Source organism: Actinomycetota bacterium (assembly GCA_018830725.1).
GTDB lineage: Bacteria > Actinomycetota > Humimicrobiia > JAHJRV01 > JAHJRV01 > JAHJRV01.
The window spans coordinates 1-2,489 of sequence record JAHJRV010000064.1 but is presented as its reverse complement, the minus strand read 5'-3'; the positions used below and the strand labels follow the sequence as shown (position 1 = coordinate 2,489).

The following is a 2,489-nucleotide window of genomic DNA, read 5'->3' as shown; positions in this document are numbered from 1 at the left end:
CATTGAGGATGTGTTTCAAGAACTTTAGAATATGTATTGCCATCTTCTAATTTTATATTAGTTCTATAACAGGCAAATCCTCGATTATCGCTTAAACCTACATCCCATAAAGGACCTCCAGCACCACTCATCCAATAAGCACCAGGTGCTTTTTCTAATAAATCATAAAGAAAATGTACATCTACATCTGCAGATTTGCTATCTTCTCCCCCTTTTCCATCTGATACAGTAACTGAAATAGTATAATTTCCATATGTTGAAGGAGTAGTCCAATTTATATTTTGAGCATGAATATTATCAATTGTACCACCAGTAACAGACCAGTTATATGTTAAACTATCTCCATCTGGATCTGATGCACTCACACCCACTCCATATGTTCTATTTATATACTTAGTTCCCATAATAGTTATTTCAGCTATCTCCGGATCTTGATTTTCTACCTCACAACCCCAGGATAGTGTTATTGAATCTGTGGCTGTGCCTTGTGAGTTAGTAGCAGTAGCCTCTAATTCAAAAGTATCTGATGGACTGTTAAGATTTACCTGTGCTTTATTAGGTCCCCATGCTCCTAAACTATCATCTTTATTAAATTCTATTGTTGGAGTAGGATTACCAGTAACATTTGCTTTTACTCTATAGTAACAGACATTATCAGCAGATGAATATTCAGGACCCACATATATTTCTAAATTAATTGTTGGGGTTGACAATGCTCCAGTTGTTTCTTCTGTTGTTTCTTCAGTAGTTTCTTCTGTAGTTTCCTCAGTGGTTGTTGGTTCCTCTGTAGTTTCTTCTGTTGGTTCTTCAGTTTCTTCTGTTGTTGTTGGTTCTTCTGTAGGTTCTTCAGCTACTCTTTTCATAAACAGTATATCCTTTAAAGGTGTGGCAAATATTAGTAGGGAAAATAGGAGTATTATAATCATAATTACAAGGATAGATATTGCTACTATAAATGCAGTTTTAGATTTATCTTTAGGTTTTTTATTTTCTTCATTCATTTTAATAACCTCCCTCTTTTTAAATATATATTTTTAAAAATGAATGGTTAATGAATTCTTTTATTAATTATTTATAATTCTATTCTGCTGTATTTATAATTCTATTCTGCTGAGTTGATTTAGGACATAGTTTCTAATATCTTTTTGGGGTAGTAGTTCTCTTATAATTTTTTTAGATTCTGTTAATGGAAATAATAGGTTTTCTATTTCCCCACCACAATCGCATTTTCTTTTGATTTCTCTCTTAGTTTCTTTTTTAGGTAGAATTACATCTTTATAGCAGGATTTGCATCTGAAGACATTTTTAGCAGCTGATGAAACTCCCCTTTTCGCAAAAGGTTCTCCATCAATTTCTACAATATCCAAGGCAAAATCTATTACAGGTGCATTACTTATTGAAGTTCCTACTCCAAATCCGTCTACAACATCTTTTAATTTTCTTATATTTTCCTCATCTATTCCACCACTTACCAGTAGCTTTATATTTTTATATCCCCTGATATCAAGTTCCCATCTTGTCTCTTTTATAAGACCTTTAAAATCGCCTCTGCGAGTTGACGGAGTGTCTAATCTCATTCCAAATAGTTTATCTCCCATTGCTTCCGCAACCCTTATTGCCTCAAATTTTTCATCCAGGAATGTATCAATTAGTGCAACTCTCATAACATTTTTATCAATTACATCATCAAAAGCTTTTGTTGCTTTTATGGTGTCACCAAATAAAAGTACAAGAGCATGAGGAATTGTTCCTGTTGGTTTCTCCTCTATTAACTCAGCACTTTTTATAACAGAAACACCATCACAGCCTCCTACATAAGCATTTCTCTCAATCATAGGAGCAATAATAGGATGCATCCTTCTTGCACCAAAACTAAGTATTATTCTATCTCCAGCTATTCTTTTACATCTTGCAGCTTTTGTTGCTATTCCTGATGCCTGACATAAAAATCCTAAAATTGATGTTTCATATACACCAAATTTACTATACATTCCTTCAATATTCATTACTGGTTGCCAGGGTTTAAACATTGTACCCTCAGCCATTGCTTCTACCTTTACATCTACTTCTTTTAAAAGTTGAGCACATTCCTCAATCCCAGCTAAAATTGCCCATTCATATCCTTTAGGAAGACTTTTAGCCTTTATTTCAGCTACAACATGTTTATCCAGATTTTTTGCTTTTAATATTTCCTTTGTTCTTTTAAAATAAACATCTGTAAGACTACCATCTAATATATCTTTTTCATCTGCAATATGAAATCTCATTTGTCTCCTTTTCTATTTCTTTTTATATTAAATAATCTCTGCTTTTAGTATATTTTTCATCTGTCTTAATGCAAATTGATGATCATTCTCATTTACTGCAGCAACACAATCTTTTAAAACTTTAACTTTATATCCTCTAAAAATAGCATCAGAAACTGTATACATAACACATATATTGGTTACTGTACCAGTAACTACAAGCTCTTTTATGCTTAATTTTTT

At 32.5% G+C, this 2,489-nt stretch carries 3 protein-coding genes; all 3 read right to left on the bottom strand.

Annotation, left to right across the window (positions count from 1 at the left end; genetic code table 11):
- On the bottom strand, positions 1-1,001 hold a 1,001-nt coding region (locus KKC53_03080), incomplete at its 3' end, for a hypothetical protein (protein ID MBU2598148.1).
- A gap of 93 nt (positions 1,002-1,094) precedes the next feature.
- A complete protein-coding gene (locus KKC53_03075; GenBank protein MBU2598147.1) occupies positions 1,095-2,267 on the bottom strand; it encodes a nicotinate phosphoribosyltransferase in 1,173 nt (390 codons plus the stop codon).
- A 27-nt stretch (positions 2,268-2,294) separates the two neighbouring features.
- A partial coding sequence (locus tag KKC53_03070) for a cysteine hydrolase (GenBank protein MBU2598146.1) occupies positions 2,295-2,489 on the bottom strand: 195 nt, incomplete at its 5' end.

What these genes read in the sequence shown, in the direction of transcription:
- KKC53_03075 (MBU2598147.1), bottom strand. Translation starts at nt 2,267, where the DNA reads ATGAGATTTCATATTGCAGATGAAAAAGATATATTAGATGGTAGTCTT.